Below are 15784 nucleotides of genomic sequence, written 5' to 3'. Positions count from 1 at the left end.
TAATCAGCAGCAATAATATATTCTGACTCTAAGCTACATCTATCTACTGGACACTTTCTTGAAGAAATCCAATCCTTGAGTTCTCTAAGAGCGTAATTATAAACATTACGACAGGTTTCGAGCCACTCGTTTAGTGATTCGACTTGGAGAGCATCAGGATAAATTTGATAGGTATAGTTTAGAGTTATCATGCATTAATTATAACCTATATTACTGCAAACGACAAGTTACGGTAAATGTCTATTTTGGGTGTATCGAACCCCAAAATAGACTTGGGGAGTGAAGGCATCTCGACGCCAAATCAAAGATTATGGCGTGAGACTTATAGCTCCCCAAACCCCTCGTCAGTTAAAGATGGCAAAATTTGGATTCAGCGAAACATTCTGAATACTTCGGTGATTGATTACAGCTTTTTATGCCGCATTAGGTCAATTGTTAATCCATATTCCAACTCACTTTTATCTTAAGAGTTACTGTTCCTGAAGTTATCCAAGCGGATTTGATATAAGTAGATTGGTGGAAATAAATTCAACCCTATTAAATTAGGGAAACAACCCTCAAACCCTTAACAAATGACGAATGACATAAGACGAATGACCATCTCCACCGTTAACTTTAATTGTCCCCACCTACTTAACCATTTCCCAATCAATCTCCAGAAATATGAACCACAACCTCCCGATTGTGTCTCTGCTGGCGATGCTCCCAAATATAAATCCCTTGCCATGTCCCTAAAACCAATCTACCATTGCCAATAGGAATCTGTTCTGAGGTTTTGGTTAAAGCCGTCCGGATATGGGCGGGCATATCATCAGGTCCTTCGGTATCGTGGATGTAGCTGCCATCTTCTGGCACTAATTTGGCAAAGAAATTTGATAAATCGGTCAGGACATCGGGGTCAGCATTTTCTTGAATCACCAGACTGGCTGACGTGTGGCGCAAAAATACAGTACAAAGTCCGGTGTCAATTCCTGACTCCTCAACGATGTCTTTGACGTTTGAGGTGATGCGGGTAAAGGATTTTGCGGTGGTCTTAATCGTAAATTTCTGTTGATAATGGGTCATCGATTCATTGAATTAGAGCAGCAGTTCTCAATTCTAGGCTATAACGCTAACCCAGTTGCTTGAGTTCGTGGTCTTCGTGTTCGTCATCCTCTGGTGATTCTTCGTCATCCTCCTCATCGTCTTCGCGATCGCCAATTCCCAATTTCTCTGACAGGTGGGCGACTAAAGGGTCTTCCTCATCTACGTTTTCTACTTCATCATATTTGTCTTCCACGTTAATGTCGGGTGCTTCAGATTCTATCTCGGCGGATTCTACTTGGTCTAACGTTTCTAACGCTTCTGTTTCATCGGATTCTTGATCACGTTCATTAGTTACCGATGTTTCGACGAACTCAGTAACCACCTCTACCAATTCTGCGTCATCCTCAATGTCATCCTCAATGTCATCCTCGATATCATCCTCAATATCATCCTCCAATTCCTCTGGAGTGTCAGCCATAACCTGTTCAGAACTGTCTACCTCATCGGTATCCACTACCTCATCATCTAATACCTCAGACTCATCCGCCTGTTTCACCTGAGGGTCCCGCCAAGGAGAATCATAACGATGCCACGGTAGGATTGGCTTATTGGGCAGGTTGCGCGTCAACACCGTAATGTTGTCTGCGTCGGGTTCTGGTAAATTTAACCGTTTCCCAGAAGAGTTTTTGTGAACGTGTTGAGAAGTCATAATCGCAAGACCTAGCCAAAACTACTCAGGTCAATCAACGGCACGAAGTAAATCCCTACAACATGCAAGGTAACAACCAAGGCTAACCCCCAGGTCACATAGGCAGAATATTGTAAAGATGATGAGACATCCTCCAATCGCTGCTTGTTTGCATTATAGGTCTCTACTAGGTTAACAATCATTCGTAGTTGATATTCATCTGGCGACAGGACGAGATAGCGTTCCAGAAATTTTTTATCGCCCAGATTGGGGCTAACCGCTAACTGGCGCGGTAAGAAGGCGTTGATCAGCAGAGTGAAATTTACCAGAAATCCGAAAAGTTCGGCAAGGCTAAACCCGTTGGGAAAGAATAACAACCGTGATATGGTTAAGCTAGTGAACAAAGCGCCGTTGGTAACAAATAAGATATTTAACTTCGTGGTTAAGGTTTGGCTTTGCTCCCGTTGCTGATCAATGACCAAGCGGACATCATGAGCGGCTAATTCCAGGGTAGACGATGTGGAACTCTCTTTTTCTTTTTTCTGGTCTGAGGGTTTGGTCGTCTTGGTGGTTTTCGTCGTCTTGGCTGTTTTAGTCTTCGTCGCCTCTGGGGTTTTAGGGGGTTGGGGAGGTTTGACGGTTTCAGCGGGTTCTGAACCTTTCTGGTTTTTTGCGGTTTCGGTTGTCTTGGGCGTTTTAGCCGTCTTCGTCTTCTCTGTAGTCTCTGGCGTTTTCGGCTTGTCTAGGGTTTCAGTGGCTTCTGGACTATTGCTTGTCTTGGGCGTTTCTGATGCATCTGAGGTTTTCGAGGTAGGTGCGGTTTTGTCTAGCAGGGAATTCACAGTAGCTATCATGTCAGGTTAGAGAACGGGATGAGTGAGTTTGTAAATAATGGACAACAGCTTGCGCGATCGCGTCAGCCCCATCTTTAGCGATAGGCTGGGATTGTCTGGGAGGATTGAGAGATTGGTGTAAAAATTCCCAGTGACCTAGGAAAAATTCTTTAGGGGTCACAATTTGATGGTACGCATAATTTTGAATACCTTCCAGTAGGAAGGGAGATTCGGCAAAATCTTCGCGGGTGAGGGAGACGATGGGAATGTCTAGACGTAGTGCTTCGGCAAAGGTACTGTATCCCGGTTTAGATACCACTCGTCCACACAAGGGCATCATATCCACCGGGCGATAGTCTCGACCCAAAATTCTCACTAAATTGGATAAATCGGGGGCATTGGCGTCAAAGGTGATAAATTGCCAGTCAGGAAACTGGGACAGCGTATTGTAGGGAATTTGCTGTAAACCCAGTCCACCAAAGGAGAGTAATACGGTTTTCTCTGTTGGTGAAGTTAAACCCAGCCTTTCTCGCAACTGGCTTTTTGGATAATGGGGTGTCCCACCCGTGAGTCCCACATCCGTAATAGTGGGGAACGCTGTCATCGGTTCGTGAAAGGGGAGACGAAACAAGCGATCGCATAAGCGATAACACTCACCAATCCAATCGGCAATCTCGACAAATTCTCCACCCCACGTCCGATAAATAAAGTCCCAGCCAAAGTTACTCATCATCCAACCGGGAATCCCTGCCGTTTTAGCGATTTTGGCAGCTAAGGGAGGAATATCCGCTAGCACAAGTCCGACACGATTGGTTTGGATAAAATTAACTTCACCGGCAATTATTGAATTTTCAGATGCACGGATTTGTTTGAGTTTTGCCAATGTCGCCACCTTATCCATGGTCAAGCTATCCGACTGAATTACGCCAATATCAAAGGCGCGGGGGCGATGAATAAAATCTCCGGGAATATAAGACTCCAACAACCAACGTGGGGCGGTGGTTACTAAAATTAGTAGGATGTCTGGACAGAGACTTTGGATGGCGGCGGCGACACAAGCGGCACGAACCGCATGACCAAAGCCATGGTTGGTGATCGCGATGTATACAGTAGGTCGAGACATGCTTAGGTGTTCAAAAATAGGGAACAGGGAACAGGGAATAGGGAACAGGGAACAGGGAATAGGCAATCTGTAATTTAGAAGTGTCTTCGCTTAATCCATTCCGTTATTTATTTTATCGGTGTTTTTTATTGATTTTTCCGTATTCAAGATAATTTATAAACTTTTTAAAATTCTCATAATTCTGTATAATTTTGTATAATTACCCTGAAGAATCAGATTGAAGTCATAAGCATCTGATTGATTCAATTGCCATAATTGACAAGAAGGCAGGGGAATCTCTGGCGAAAAGAAAATAACCCAGTTTACGCGACCTTTCCGGGGTGGCTAGTTTTGTCCTGATCCAGAAGACAATTTCTGTAGAACAAGACAACACCCTTGGAAGGATTTAAGACTGTGACAGCCAAACTGAACGCGAATGGTCGTTATCAAAATTTACATCCTGCTAATAAATGTTACACAAGGGAACATCAACCTGTTCCGCAAACGTTAGATAGACAATGCAATAGTCGCCTGCACCCATCTCTACAGAATGTTTCCAGCCTTGCCCTCTATAGCATCGCGGCAATGGCTGCCCCAGGTTTTTCCCATCCGACTTGGGCAAAGTCCTCAGTGAAGACAACCTATCAGCCTGATATTGTTATCCCAACCGCGATTCAACCCACTCAAACCCAGGTAGGAACATCAGCAACATCAACGACTAACGCTCAAGCTGTTGCCTCACCAGAATCTATTATTGTCCAGGAATTTACACCCGAATCGAAGGCAGAGGGCAGAAATAGGGAAATGGAAAGACGGGGAGAATTTCCTAGTCACCAGTTAGGGATCGCTGATCACCAATCGCCAATCGAGGACGATCCAGACAGGCTTGAGTTTTCTGGGGAATCCCAGTTAACCTTGCCAACCCTAGAGGCTTCTGAGTTGGAGATGGCATCGCCAGCATCGGAACGTCCCCACCCAGTTGTGCCAAGAGTGATGAGTGCTAGACAGACAGGGGACAATCACCAACCTAGAGTGGATAGAGATACACGAGATGAACCACATGTCAAGACCTTTGCCATAGACAGGGAAAACAAGGAAGAAACGGAAGAGGAGGAAAACAGACAACCTGTTGCCCTTAATCCGAAAAAGCCCTGTAGTGCGACTCAACCAACAATGTTGGCACAAGCACCCAATCAACAGACACAACCCGCACCCTGTCGGGATGTCAATCGCTTGCAGGAGGAGTTGCGATCGCTAGAAGATATAGACACTCAGACACAATTACGTGCATCCCCAGCCCTGAGTATTGTTATTCCCACCGCTTATGGTGCTGATCGCAATACGGGGTTTGTCAGCGCCACTTATCAGGAACGCACCCGCTATAGTGATGTTGATGATGGAGCATTAGGCATTGGCATTGGTTTGGGCGATGCTGAGAAATCTGTGGGGGTAGAACTTTCATACACACTTGCCAGTTTCGGGTCTAATCGGGATTTTGGCAGTGGCGGTTTTAACGCTAAAGTGCATCGTCGCTTACCTCAAGGTTGGGCAGTTGCGGCGGGTTGGAATGGCTTGATTAACCTAGGTGATGATAATGACTTTGAGAATTCCGTTTATGGTGTGGTGAGTAAGATTATTCGGACACGAGAGGATATTAATCAGCCCTTTAGTCGCGTGGCGATAACGGCGGGAATTGGCAATGGACAGTTTCGCACCGAGGAAGCGGTAGACGATGATAATGGCACGATTAATGTGTTTGGTAACGTTGCGGTGCGAGTGGCTGAACCTGTGAGTTTAATTGCTGAATGGACGGGACAAGACTTGGGCGTCGGTGTGTCTATTGCTCCCTTTAAAAATATCCCGTTGGTGATTACCCCGGCATGGCGAGATATTGCGGGTGCTGGAGATGGGGCGCGATTTGTTTTGGGTGCAGGTTTCGCGTTTAAGTTTTGAGTATGTAGGAGTTGGTAATGGAACTTTCTTTTCGCTGTTGATGATAACATTTGTGTAAAATCAGCCCTGACGTAGGGGCGGGTAATGGAACTTTCTTTTTGCATTGATGATAACGTTTGTGCAAAACCCGCCCAAACTAAGTGTTGCAGAAATTGGAATATGGAGTAACTTTGATGAAAGTAAAACAACCGATAGTTTGGACAATAACAACTTTACTAATGGGTAGTGGGTTAATCGCCACATCTGCCAATGCTCAACCCCCCAACCAGTCAGATATTACGGGAACGAATATCTGGAATAATACCGCACCGATTTTTGATCAGGATGGTGAATTAGATCCAGCTATATTAGAGAATGCTCGTCGTCTGGATCAAGCCTTAGAAGAAGCGGCTGAGGGTTGCTGTAATGCGGTTCAGCCAGAGCGTCCGCGTCGATTTGCTAGAGAACCAGGAAATCCTAACCCAGCTTGTGCAGATTGTCTGGAGTTAAATCGTTTGGTTGAGGAAACCGAGATATTTTTGGATGAAGTCAATCGCATTCAGGGAGAGCGAGTGAACACCAGTCGTAACCGTCTTTGGTAGGGAGAAGGCAGATGGCAGAAGGAAAATGGATACTGTTGGCGGATGTCGGGGCTTATTTTCAATTAGAAGACAACAAGACGGCGAGTTGGGTTTTAAACTGATTTAACTCAAACAATTCAATTGTTCTTTTTCGTAATGCTTCTGGATTGTAGACCATTTTATTAGCATAATTTCCTTGGATAATTTCAATAAGTTTGTTAGCAATATCCTCTACATTATTGGGATCAACTAAGCATCCTAATTCGCCACTAGCTAGAGGTTGAACAGAACCATCTTGATTTCCTGCTAACACAGGTTTACCACAGGCTAATGCTTCTAAAAAGACAATGCCAAAGCCTTCCCCCTGACTGGGCATAGCAAACACATCACAAAGGTTATAATGATCGCATAATTCCTCATCTGTCAAAAATCCTGGCAAAGTCACGCAATCATCGAGATTCAATCTGGTAATTAAGCTTTGAATCCTAGGGCTATCGTCACCTTTACCCGCGAGAATATAGTGAATGTTGGGGATGTGCTGACGAATTTTGACTAAGGCATAGAGAATTTGATCGTAGCCTTTATACTTAGCCATACGCCCTAGGCGAGTTACTGTTAATATAATCGGTTGATTCGGGCTTATATTATACCGTTTGAGCAAGTAACTTGGTTTTGAATTTATTTGAAAATATTTTGCCTCAAAGGTATTAAATAATAGATGAACTTTTCTATTTTCAATATTTTGCTCTTTGATTAATCTATTTTTTGTGTATTCACTAACAGCAATTATTTTTTCTGCCCCCTGCAATGCTAGTTTATGGGAAGTTTTTTGTGTAGACCAGACCTCGACACCATGAGCAACGAACCAGTAAGGAACTCCATTGATCCGTTTAAGTAAATAGCAAGCGATCGCATAGTTTATATGGGTAGATAATACTAAACTTGGACGCTGCCAAATGCCTTGTACAATTATTGTAATTGCCAAAAGTATAGTTTGTAGCAATCGGGGAAAATGTCCGAAATAGTGAAACTTAGTATGCGGTAGGAATTGGATATTTTGCAGGTTTTTTGAATCGTTTTTATCATACTTGAGGAAAACGTCATAATTGGCATCTGGATATAAATCTTGTAATGATTTGAGCAAGTAAGCCGAATAAACCTGCACTCCTCCCTTAAATCCAAACATATTAGGGAATATGAGATAGAAATGATTCTTGTTCAAGGGGTGTTTTTGAGTCATGGTAAAATCTAAACTTACTTGAGTGTTGGTTCGATTTGTGTTCCTGATATAACCGCTAGGGATAAGAAATACAGCTCAATCGTTGTAAAGGTATAGTCTTCAATGAAGAAGTCAAGGGAAAAGTAAGGGTTTGAGGCTTGTTTACATAACTTGATCTAGTTAAGTTTATTTCCACCAACCTACTTAATTCTTTTCATCTCAATCTTGCCGTAACGCACTACTATACCTTGCCTAATTCATACTGAAAAAAGGTGGGCATTGCCCACCCTATATGATTACTGCAACTGTTCAATTAACTGACGTTTGGCTGTATCCAAGGCTTCCGGTAACTTACTGGCATCTCGTCCCCCAGCTTGGGCTAAGTTGGGGCGTCCCCCACCGCCACCGCCGCAAAGTTTGGCAATTCCACCGATAAATTTACCGGCTTGTAGTTGCTTGTCTTTGTGAACTTTGGCACTAAACGCCGCGACTAAACTGACTTTACCTTCTGTAGGTACAGAACCTAAAACAACTGCACTGTCTCCCAGTTTTTGCTGAAGTCGTTCCGCTGCGGTTTTCAGGGCGTCGGGTTCAATGTCTCCCAGATTGGCGACTAAAACCTTGAACTCACCCACGGATTCAGCTTGACTTAATACCTGATCCGATTTGGCTAATGCCAATTCTTGTTTCACGGCGTCTAATTCTTTCTGAGACGCTTTGAGTTCGTTCTGGAGATTGGTAATGCGATCAGGGATTTCTTCCGGTTTTGCCTTCAAGCGATCGCCTAATTCTTTGACCACTTTATCCCGAAGGTTCAAATAATCCAATACCGCCGGACCCGCTACCGCTTCAATGCGCCGAATCCCGGACGCTACGCCCGTTTCAGCGACAATTTTAAACACACCAATTTCAGCGGTGTTATTTACATGAGTCCCGCCACAGAGTTCCATCGAAACACCAGGGAAATCAATCACCCGTACCTCATCGGCATACTTTTCGCCAAACATAGCGATCGCACCTTTTGCCTTGGCGTCTGTCAGGGGCATTATTGCCACATCTGCGCCGTGGGCTTCAGCGATCCAGGTATTAATTTGATCCTCAATTTGGGTTAATTCCTCTGAAGTCAGGGAACGGGAACAATTGAAGTCAAACCGCAGCCGATCAAAGGCGACTAAGGAACCCGCTTGGGAAATTGACGGGTCAACAATCTTTTTCAGCGCCGCTTGTAATAAGTGAGTGGCGGTATGATTAGCTTGGGCGCGACGGCGACAAGCGCGGTCAATTTGGGCGGTAACAGTATCCCCTAGGTTTAGGGTTCCCCGTTCCACGCGACCAAAATGGACAAAGAAGTCGGATTCTTTTTTCACATCTTCAATCCGTACCACTAAATTATCGCCCGACAAATAACCGCGATCGCCAATTTGTCCCCCCGATTCAGCATAGAAGGGGGTTTGATCCAAGATAATTTGCACCGCTGTACCCGATGGGGCAGAATCTACCGCTTTGCCTTCAATTAACAAGACTTCGACTTTGGCAGTCAATTGGGGTTGACTATATCCCAAAAACTCGGTGCTATGGATATGTTCAGCTAACTTATCCAAGCTTCCCTGTACCGTCAAATCAATGGTTTTATGGGCATCTCTTGCCCGTTGGCGCTGCTTCTCCATTTCCACGTCAAAGCCTGCCAAATCTACCGGAATCCCTTGTTCTTCGGCAATTTCTTGGGTTAATTCCAAGGGGAACCCGTAGGTATCATAGAGGGTAAAGGCATCGATTCCGGAAATACTATCCGGCTTTTTCGCCATAATCTCTGCCAATAACGTCTCGCCGTGTTCGATGCGTTTCAGGAATTGAGATTCTTCGCGTTGCAATTGCGCTTTAATCGAATCATCCCGTTGTCGCACATTCGGATAAGCATCTTCAGTCAATGCGATCGCGGTTTCGGCGACTTGGGTGGTAAACTGCCCTTGAATACCAATTAAGCGTCCATGACGCACCACTCGCCGGATTAAACGGCGTAGGATATAACCGCGCCCGGTATTTGACACGGTAACGCCATCAGCAATGAGATGAACGACGGCGCGAATGTGATCCCCAATCACTTTCAGGGAGACTTTGGTTTTCTCGTCACATTTAGCGTAATCAATGCCAGCAATCTCCGCCGCCGTCTTGATAATCGGGAAAATCAGATCCGTTTCGTAGTTATTCGGAACCTGCTGGAGGATTTGCGCCATCCGTTCTAATCCCAACCCGGTGTCAATATTTTTATTCTGTAGGGGGGTGAGATTCCCCTCTGCATCCCGGTTGTATTGCATGAATACCAGGTTATAGTACTCAATAAACCGGGTGTCATCTTCTAAATCGATATCCTTGTCCCCTTTTTCCGGGTGGAAGTCGTAATAGATTTCTGAACAAGGACCACAAGGACCGGTTGGACCCGATGCCCAGAAGTTATCCGCTTCCCCCATCCGTTGGATACGATGAGCCGGGATACCAATTTTATCCCGCCAGATGGCAAAAGCTTCATCATCCTCTCGAAACACACTCACCACCAGGCGTTCTGGGGGTAATTCAAAGACTTGTGTCGATAACTCCCATGCCCAGGCGATCGCTTGTTCTTTAAAATAGTCGCCAAAGCTAAAATTGCCCAGCATTTCAAAGAAAGTATGGTGTCGCGCCGTGCGTCCCACATTTTCAATATCATTGGTGCGGAGACATTTTTGCGACGTGGTGGCGCGGGAAAAGTCCGACTGGCGTTGTCCCAGGAATATCGGTTTAAAGGGTAACATCCCGGCGATGGTGAGTAACACGGTGGGATCTTCCGGGACTAAGGAAGCCGACGGCAAAACCTGGTGTTGCCGTTTTTCGTAGAAGTCCAGGAATTTTTGTCGGATTTGGTTACCACTGAGGGATTTGGGAGATTTGGGCATGGTGTTTCACTCAAGGCTAGGAATGGATTGGTCGGATTTTGGATTGTAGGCGTTTAGAGTTATCCATCCTAGAGATAACGAGGTTTATCAGTTCAATTGGGATCTATTTTGACATTTGTTATCGATTGTTGCAGGGTTTTTGGTTCTCATCCCGGTTTCAGCTATAACTGGGCGGTTTAAACCGCAGCTACACAAACAAAACCCGCCTGCGCGGGTTTCCACACCCCTCGATTAGTCCTTGTCAAGCGGACTTTGTTTCGTTTGGTTCCGCGATTTCCAATCGCTAGGGCTTATCTTCACTCCTCTTTTCGTGGAGCGTAAATCCTGGATGACTGATTCCACAGTATCAGCTTGAGAGAAATTTCCCGCTTTGAGGTTATTGTAATGGCGTTGGAGTACATCACTATCCTGGGATTGCCAAGAGACAAGACGAGTCACTACGGCTATCTTTTCGGCTAAATCATTTTGCAGTTGAGGTAAATCCTGAGCATTGTCCCAAACTTGGAGAAACAGTTCCAGCGTTTTTTTGCCTTCTGGATAGTTGAGGGCGGTGGGAGTTGATTTAGGAGAGCCAACCCATTTCAACAGAGTTTTTACTTCATCAGTTCCCCCACTTAGGAAATAGGTTAAAAAACGCCAGTATGTATTGTCAGCATTATTGAGAATATAAACAACCTCATTTAAGTCCAGTCTCCTGAAATCAAGTAATAAATTAGCTACCAAAAAATGAACGACTTTTAAGTCAAGTTGAATGAAGTGGAGAATCTCAGGGATATATTGGGTGACGGCTTCCCCCAGATTCCCTAATGCTATAGCCGCAGACTCACGAACGTATAAATCAACGGTTTCATCCTGGAGTAAATTGAGAATATCAGGGATGTATTGGACGTCAGCTTCCCCCAAATTCCTTAATGATCCAGCCACCGAGCCACGCAGGAATGAATCAACGGTTTCATCCCGGAGTAAATTGAGAATATCAGGGATGTCTTGGACGCCAGCTTTACCCAGATTTCCTAATGCTCTAGCCACCGAGTCACGAAGGAATGGATCAACAGTTTCATCCTGGAGTAAGTTGAGAATATCAGGGATGTATTGGGCACCAGCTTTCCCTAGATTCCCTAATCCTATAGCCGCCCAGGCACGAATGTCTGAATCAACGGTTTCATCCTGGAGAATATTGGCTATTTCCGGGGCGTAAACAGCGCCAGCTTCCCCGATATTCTCTAATACTCTAACCGCCGAGCGACGAATGTCTGAATCAACGGTTTCATCCTGGAGTAAATTGACAATATCAGGGATGTATTGGACACCAGCTTCTCCCAGATTGACTAATGCCATAGCCGCCGAGCGACGAATCTCATCATCAACGCTTTCATCCTGGAGGAAGTTGAGAATATCAGGAATATAGGGGGCGCCAGCTTCCCCTAGATTGACTAATGCCATAGCCGCCTGACGACGAATCTCATCATCAACGGTTTGATCCTGGAGAATATTGGCAATCTCCGGGGCGTAAACAGCGCCGGCTTCCCCTAGATTCCCTAATGCATAAGCCGCCTGACGACGAACTCCGAGATCAACGGTTTGATCCTGGAGAATATTGGCAATCTCCGGGGCGTATGGGGCGGTAACTTCCCCTAGATTCCCTAATGCATAAGCCGCCCAGCTACGACTGTCTGAATCAAGGGTTTTATCCTGGAGGATGTTGAGAATTTCAGGGATGTATGGGGCGGCGGCTTCCCCCAGATTTTCTAGTGCATCAGCCGTCACGTGACGAATGACTGCATCAACGGTTTCATCCTGGAGGATGTTGAGAATTTCAGGGATGTATGGGGCGGCAACTTCCCCCAGATTTCCTAATGCTCTAGCCGCCAAGCGACGACTGTCTGAATCAATGGTTTCATCCTGGAGGAAGTTGATAATATCCGGGATATATTGGGCGCTAGCTTTTCCCAGATTTCCTAATGCATAAGCCGCCGAGCTACGAATGTTTGCATCAAGGGTTTTATCCTGAAGAATCTTGAGAATATCAGGAGCGTAGGGGACGCCAACTTCCCCCAGATTCCCTAATGCCATAGCCGCCGAGCGACGAATGTCTAAATCAAGGGTTTCATCCTGAACTAAATTGATAATATCCGGGATGTAGGGGGCGGCGGCTTTCCCCAAATCACCTAATTTATAAGCCACCAAGCGACGAATGTATGAACTATGGTAGAAATCAAGGGTTTCATCCTGAACTAAATTGATAATATCCGGGATGTATTGGGCATCGGCTTTCCCCAAATTGACTAATGCATTAATCGCCAAGCTAGGACGGTATGCATCGAGGGTTTCATCCTCAAGGAAATTGATAATATCCGGGATGTATTGGGTAGCGGCTTCTCCCAAATTTCCTAATGCACCAGCCGCCGAGTTACGAACAGAGACGTCAAGGGTTTTATCCCGAAGAATGTTGGCAGCTTTCTGGGCAATATTTTCGGGTTTATCCACCACAGTTTGCAAATCCTGGGACTCGTATCGAGCTAATCGCCCCAAAGCATATCCCTTTACCTCGTCATGTCCATCATCCAGAGCCGCGACTATCCCGTCAATCTGCCAAGGTTGCGGCTTGGGCGGTTCTTCGGCGCTCACCCAAGGGAGGGCAAGTTGGAGCGTCAGAAACAGGCTAAACAGGAAGATAAAAAAGGGAGAAAATGGTTTGGTTTTATGAATGGTTTTTAACATAGTGAAAAGCGTGCCGAACCAGAAAGGTATAAGGCTCCAAGACAGAAGGGAACAGGCAAAGGATGTAGCTTGCTTGGCACTTCGCGAGTAGGACAAATGACCAATGACCAATGACTGACCAATGACCCATAACTAAGCTATGGTATCGGATAATGCGTTAAACGCGAAGGAACTGCGAAAATGAAGGTAGAGTTACAGACATTTTTTAAAGCAACGAACCCTAGCCGGACGCTGGTTGTGGATAATCCGGAAGACCAGAAATTTTATATCGACTTTTCCCCAGTACGCGGGGGGAAGATTATCGAGGAACTTAAGGATAATATTACCTTTTTCTCTCCCGATGAACCCACCTGCGCCTTATTTACCGGACATATTGGTTGTGGCAAATCGACGGAGTTATTGCGACTGAAGGCAGAACTAGAAGAAGATGGGTTTCATGTGGTCTATTTTGAGTCCAGTGAAGACTTGGAAATGGCGGATGTGGATATTGGGGATGTGCTACTGGCGATCGCACGGCGGATTTCTCAAAGCTTGCAAACTGTCCAACTGGGCAAATTGACCCAACGGTTTCCCGAACGACCGAAAATCTTGCCCATGGTTCCGGTACAGTTAAAAGATCGGCTTCAAGTGCTTGAAACCTAGTGCAGCGCGGCAAAAATACTTGAGCAGCTTCGTAGATACGATGAAGCAGGGGAAGCAGAGGGAGCTGGGGAAGCTGAGGGAGAGAGGTTAGCTGTTCACCTTAAGTTGACACAGATGACGCTCCGTGCGCCCAATTCAGACGTGCGCCTATCCTCTATAGCGACAGCTCTATTTTATTGCAAATTGTAAAATGACTATGATATACTCTATGGAAATCATAAGTTTCCCTGTGGGTATTCATATAGCAATAAATTAAGACTTATGCACCAACCCGGCTGAGGATAGGGGCATGATGTGTCGTGTCTGTGTCTCTATGGATGTTGGCTCAACGGTAATTTTTGACTGATAAGGGATTAGGTCTGACACCTTTGATTCGTTAATCGAGAAAAAGCTTTCATGCAAATAACCAATCAAATCCACTTTCGCCACCTAAAAGGAGATATTTTTGGCGGGTTGACAGCGGCTGTTGTTGCCTTACCCATGGCACTAGCCTTCGGAATCGCTTCGGGCGCTGGTGCGGCGGCGGGTTTATGGGGGGCAATATTAGTCGGATTTTTTGCCGCCTTATTTGGGGGTACACCGAGCCTGATCTCTGAACCAACCGGTCCAATGACGGTTATTTTAACCGCTGTAATTGCTGGACTGCAAGCGAATAATCCGGACAATTATCTCGCCCTGGCATTCACCGTGGTGATGATGGCAGGAGTCTTTCAAATTATCTTTGGGGTATTACGATTGGGGCGATATATTACCATGTTGCCCTATAACGTCATTTCCGGATTTATGACCGGAATTGGCGTGATTCTGATTTTTCTGCAACTGGCTCCTTTCTTGGGACAAGAAACTCCGCCTGGGGGTGTCTTGGGTGTAATCCAAAATCTGCCTACTTTAATCGCAAATATCGATCCTTGGGAAACGATTTTAGGAGCCATCACCTTAGCGATTCTGTTCTTTTACCCGTCTCAATTTAAAAAAGCGATGCCACCCCAATTGGTGGCTTTAGTGATTGGGACAGCCATTTCGCTGATTTTCTTTAGTGGTGTTGAGATTCGCACAATCGGCACGATTGGAGAAATTACACCGGGTTTACCTGAGCTACAAATGCCTGCTTTTACGTCGGAAAATGCGCGGTTAATGTTCGTTAATGCAATTGTGTTGGCGACAGTAGGTTCTATCGATTGCCTGTTAACCTGTCTCGTGTCTGAAAGTCTGACTCGACAGGACTGCAAATCCAACAAAGAGTTAGTGGGTCAAGGTGTTGCTAATTTAGTTACAGGTTTATGTGGTGGAATCGCGGGTTCTGGAGCAACAACAGCGACGGTGGTCAATATCCAAGCGGGTGGACGCACAGCATTATCAGGTATTTGTCGGGCTTTAGTGCTGTTCATCGTCGTGTTGTGGGCGGCGCCTTTAACCTCTGCAATTCCCCTGGCTGTCTTAGCTGGAATTGTTTTAAAAGTGGGGATTAATATCATTGATTGGGGCTTTCTCAAGCGAGTTCACAAAATCTCTTGGAAAGCAGCGGGGATTGTCTATGGTGTGGTACTGCTAACAGTGTTTGTGGATTTAATGATCGCTGTGGCTGTTGGCGTATTTATCGCGAATATATTAACCATCGAAAACCTATCCAAACTACAATCCGAGGCAGTTAAAGCGGTTACTGATGCCGATGATCAGATTGTTCTCGCTGATGAGGAAAAGCGCATTTTAGATGTGGCGAATGGGCGAGTTTTACTGTTCCATCTGAGTGGACCGATGATTTTCGGTGTAGCTAAAGCCATTTCCAGAGAACACAATGCCATTGCCAACTATGATGTTTTGATTGTCGATTTAGGTGAAGTTCCTATCCTGGGCGTAACCTCTTCCTTAGCAATTGAAAATGCGATTCAAGAGGCGATTGATGAAGGACGGGATGTAATCGTTGTTGGTGCAACCGGGAAGATAAAAAGTCGGTTAGAAAAATTGGGCATTGCTGGTTTAATTCCCGGACATCACTGGATGGGCGATCGCCTGACGGCACTGCAAGAGGGTTTAGCGATAGTACGGGAAAAACAAGGCTTTGGCTATGAAGACAAGGAAGACCAGTTTACCCGTTCACAGGCTTAAGAAG

General features: G+C 45.5%; 11 protein-coding genes and 1 pseudogene. 4 read left to right on the top strand and 8 right to left on the bottom strand.

Annotation, left to right across the window (positions count from 1 at the left end; genetic code table 11):
* The 5 genes from RIE73_RS09845 to RIE73_RS09825 all read right to left on the bottom strand — a co-directional run.
* Nucleotides 1-191: helix-turn-helix domain-containing protein (locus RIE73_RS09845; RefSeq protein WP_446401016.1), on the bottom strand; the 191-nt coding region annotated here is incomplete at its 3' end.
* A gap of 457 nt (nucleotides 192-648) precedes the next feature.
* Complete coding sequence (locus tag RIE73_RS09840; RefSeq protein WP_446401015.1) at nucleotides 649-1065, bottom strand: secondary thiamine-phosphate synthase enzyme YjbQ; 417 nt, start codon at nucleotides 1063-1065, stop codon at nucleotides 649-651.
* Nucleotides 1066-1111: 46 nt separating this feature from the next.
* Entirely contained in the window at nucleotides 1112-1735 is a 624-nt protein-coding gene (locus tag RIE73_RS09835; RefSeq protein ID WP_446401014.1) for a hypothetical protein, read from the bottom strand.
* Nucleotides 1736-1746: 11 nt separating this feature from the next.
* Nucleotides 1747-2568, bottom strand: a complete 822-nt coding sequence (locus tag RIE73_RS09830; protein ID WP_446401013.1) for a hypothetical protein — start codon at nucleotides 2566-2568, stop codon at nucleotides 1747-1749.
* Nucleotide 2569: 1 nt separating this feature from the next.
* The gene (locus RIE73_RS09825; RefSeq protein WP_446401012.1) at nucleotides 2570-3670 is read right to left on the bottom strand and encodes a glycosyl transferase; all 1101 of its coding nucleotides are present in this window, start codon (nucleotides 3668-3670) and stop codon (nucleotides 2570-2572) included.
* A 393-nt stretch (nucleotides 3671-4063) separates the two neighbouring features.
* Here RIE73_RS09825 and RIE73_RS09820 point away from each other — a divergent pair, with 393 nt between their 5' ends.
* Entirely contained in the window at nucleotides 4064-5602 is a 1539-nt protein-coding gene (locus RIE73_RS09820; RefSeq protein ID WP_446401011.1) for a hypothetical protein, read from the top strand.
* A gap of 173 nt (nucleotides 5603-5775) precedes the next feature.
* Entirely contained in the window at nucleotides 5776-6183 is a 408-nt protein-coding gene (locus RIE73_RS09815; protein ID WP_446401010.1) for a hypothetical protein, read from the top strand.
* 58 nt (nucleotides 6184-6241) lie between these two features.
* Here RIE73_RS09815 and RIE73_RS09810 read toward each other — a convergent pair whose 3' ends face one another.
* The 3 genes from RIE73_RS09810 to RIE73_RS09800 form a co-directional block, all read right to left on the bottom strand.
* The gene (locus RIE73_RS09810) at nucleotides 6242-7402 is read right to left on the bottom strand and encodes a glycosyltransferase family 4 protein (RefSeq protein ID WP_446401009.1); all 1161 of its coding nucleotides are present in this window, start codon (nucleotides 7400-7402) and stop codon (nucleotides 6242-6244) included.
* A gap of 275 nt (nucleotides 7403-7677) precedes the next feature.
* Nucleotides 7678-10311, bottom strand: a complete 2634-nt coding sequence (gene alaS / locus RIE73_RS09805; protein WP_446401008.1) for an alanine--tRNA ligase — start codon at nucleotides 10309-10311, stop codon at nucleotides 7678-7680.
* A 231-nt stretch (nucleotides 10312-10542) separates the two neighbouring features.
* Nucleotides 10543-13032: a HEAT repeat domain-containing protein gene (locus RIE73_RS09800; protein WP_446401007.1), complete on the bottom strand. Its 2490-nt coding sequence runs from the start codon at nucleotides 13030-13032 to the stop codon at nucleotides 10543-10545.
* Between the two features lie 180 nt (nucleotides 13033-13212).
* Between RIE73_RS09800 and RIE73_RS09795 the strand changes: the two are divergent.
* Nucleotides 13213-13587: pseudogene (locus RIE73_RS09795) on the top strand (ATP-binding protein); the annotation flags it as partial.
* A 483-nt stretch (nucleotides 13588-14070) separates the two neighbouring features.
* Entirely contained in the window at nucleotides 14071-15780 is a 1710-nt protein-coding gene (gene bicA, locus RIE73_RS09790) for a bicarbonate transporter BicA (protein WP_446401006.1), read from the top strand.
* Nucleotides 15781-15784 lie beyond the last annotated feature (4 nt).

Origin of the sequence: Coleofasciculus sp. C1-SOL-03 (genome assembly GCF_040220555.1) — a bacterium.
In the GTDB taxonomy this organism is placed as follows: Bacteria; Cyanobacteriota; Cyanobacteriia; order Cyanobacteriales; family Coleofasciculaceae; genus Coleofasciculus.
This window is presented reverse-complemented; position numbering and strand designations above follow the sequence as displayed.